Here is a 2391-nt window from a genome sequence, read left to right as displayed (position 1 = left end):
CGCCCTGCCGGCCGGCGAGCTGGCCAACCTGCTGAAGATCGAGAACGCCGCGCAGCTGCAGGCGCTGCTCACCCATCACCTGATCAATGCCGGCGTGCCGACGAGCAAGATCCAGGGCTCCAAGGGCCCGATCACCACGGTTGCCGGCACGCCGGTGCAGATCGACGGCACAGGGCCCACGATCATGGTCGATGACGCCAGCGTCGTCGGCCATGCGGTGGTGTCCAACGGCGACATCTATGCGATCGACAAGGTGCTGAGCGCCGGCGCCGCCGCCGCCCCGGCGGCCCCTACTCCGGCCCCGGCGCCGGCGCACTGACCGACCGCTCAGCTTCGAACGCTTGATGCGAAAGGCGGCGGACCCTATGGTCCGCCGGCCTTTTTCGCGCCCGCGAAGCCACCCTGATGACCAGCGACAAACCGCTCTCCTTCCAGGACCTGATCCTGACGCTGCATGCCTATTGGAGCCGTCAGGGCTGCGTGATTCTGCAGCCCTACGACATCGAGGTGGGCGCCGGCACCCTGCATCCGATGACGGTGCTGCGGGCGCTCGGGCCCAGGCCGTGGCGCACCGCCTACGTGCAGCCCTCGCGCCGGCCCGCCGATGCCCGCTATGGCGAGAACCCCAACCGGCTGCAGCACTATTACCAGTACCAGGTGATGCTGAAGCCCAATCCAGCCGACATGCAGGCGCTCTATCTGGGCTCGCTGGAGGCCATCGGCATCGACCTTGGCCTGCACGACGTCCGCTTCGTCGAGGACGACTGGGAAAACCCCACCGTCGGCGCCTGGGGCCTGGGCTGGGAGGTCTGGTGCGACGGCATGGAGATCAGCCAGTACACCTATTTCCAGCAGGTCGGCGGCCTGGACGTCGATCCGGTGGCCGGCGAGCTGACCTATGGGCTGGAGCGGCTGGCCATGTACGTCCAGGGCGTCGAGAACGTCTATGACCTGGCTTTCAACAGCCCGCAGAGCCCGGATTTCAAGACCTATGGCGAGGTCTTCCTGGAGAGCGAGCGGGAGTTCTCGTCGTTCGATTTCGAGGCGGCCAATGTCGACATGCTGAAGCGCCACTTCGAGGACATCGAGGCCGAGGTGCCGCGCCTGTTGGCCGCCCGCGGCCGCCAGGACCAGGCGCTGGTGCTGCCGGCCTACGACTACGTGCTGAAGGCCTCGCACATGTTCAACCTGTTGGACGCCCGCGGGGCCATCGCGGTGGCCGAGCGGCAGAGCTACATCGGCCGCATCCGCGACCTGTGCAAGGCGTGCGCCGAGGCCTGGGTGAAGCTGGATGCCGCGGGCGGCGTGGCCTCCTGATGCCCCAGCTTCTGCTCGAACTGTTTTCCGAAGAGATTCCCGCGCGCATGCAGGCCGACGCGGCGCGCGACCTCGAGCGCATGGCGCGCGAGCGGCTGAAGGCCGCCGGTTTCGCGGGCCAGGCGATGCGCGCCTTCGCGGGTCCGCGCCGGCTGACCCTGGTGATCGACGACCTGCCCGCCGCCCAGTCGGCTAGCAGCGACGAACGCAAGGGCCCGCGGGTCGGCTCAGCCGACGCGGCCATCGAGGGTTTCCTGCGCTCGACGGGCCTCACGCGTGAGCAGCTGGTCGAGCGGGACGGGGTCTATTTCGCCCAGATCGCCACGGCCGGGCGCGCCACCGCCGAGGTGATCGCCGAGATCGTGCCGGACATCGTGCGCCAGTTCCCCTGGCCGAAGTCGATGAAGTGGGGGAGCGGAAGTCTGCGCTGGGTGCGGCCGCTGCAGCGAATCCTCTGCCTCTTTGACGGCCAGATCGTCGCCTTCAACATCGACGGCATTGAGGCCGAGAACTTCAGCGAGGGCCACCGCTTCATGGGCTCGAAGCGGCCGTTCACGGTGCGCGACTTCGACGACTACGCCGAAAAGCTGACCGCCGATTTCGTCGTGCTGGACGCAGCCGAGCGCAAGGCGCGCATCCGCGCCGGCGCTGTCGCCACCGCCCGGGCCAAGGGGTTGGAACTGCTCGAGGACGAGGGGCTGCTGGACGAGGTCGCCGGCCTCGCCGAATGGCCGGTCCCGCTTTTGGGCGATATGGACCCGGCCTTCCTCGACCTGCCGGCCGAGGTGATCCGCACCTCCATGCGCACGCACCAGAAGTTCTTCACCGTGCGCGACCCGGCGACCGGGCAGCTCGCCCCGCACTTCGTCGCCGTGGCCAATATCGAGGCGAGCGATGGCGGCCTTCTGATCGCCGCCGGCAACGCCCGCGTCCTCTCCGCCCGCCTGAACGACGCCCGCTTCTTCTGGGACGAGGACCGCAAGGTCCCGCTCGCCGACCGGCTGGAGCGCCTGAAAGGCGTCACCTTCCACGCCAAGCTCGGAACCATGTACGAGCGCGTCGAACGCATCGAGG

General features: G+C 68.6%; 3 protein-coding genes. All 3 read left to right on the top strand.

Going from position 1 to position 2391, the window contains the following annotated elements:
- Window positions 1-319, top strand: a 319-nt coding sequence (locus tag VGL85_RS13685) for a fasciclin domain-containing protein (protein WP_331589504.1), incomplete at its 5' end; no start/stop codon positions are given.
- An 86-nt stretch (window positions 320-405) separates the two neighbouring features.
- On the top strand, window positions 406-1317 hold the full coding sequence (locus VGL85_RS13680) for a glycine--tRNA ligase subunit alpha (protein ID WP_331589503.1): 912 nt from the start codon (window positions 406-408) through the stop codon (window positions 1315-1317).
- The coding region (gene glyS, locus VGL85_RS13675; protein WP_331589502.1) for a glycine--tRNA ligase subunit beta at window positions 1317-2391 on the top strand (1075 nt) is incomplete at its 3' end. The genes VGL85_RS13680 and glyS, both read left to right, overlap by 1 nt.

It is taken from the genome of Phenylobacterium sp. (genome assembly GCF_036501465.1).
GTDB lineage: Bacteria > Pseudomonadota > Alphaproteobacteria > Caulobacterales > Caulobacteraceae > Phenylobacterium.
Note: the sequence above shows the minus strand (reverse complement) of the source record. Positions and strands in the feature narration are given on the sequence as shown.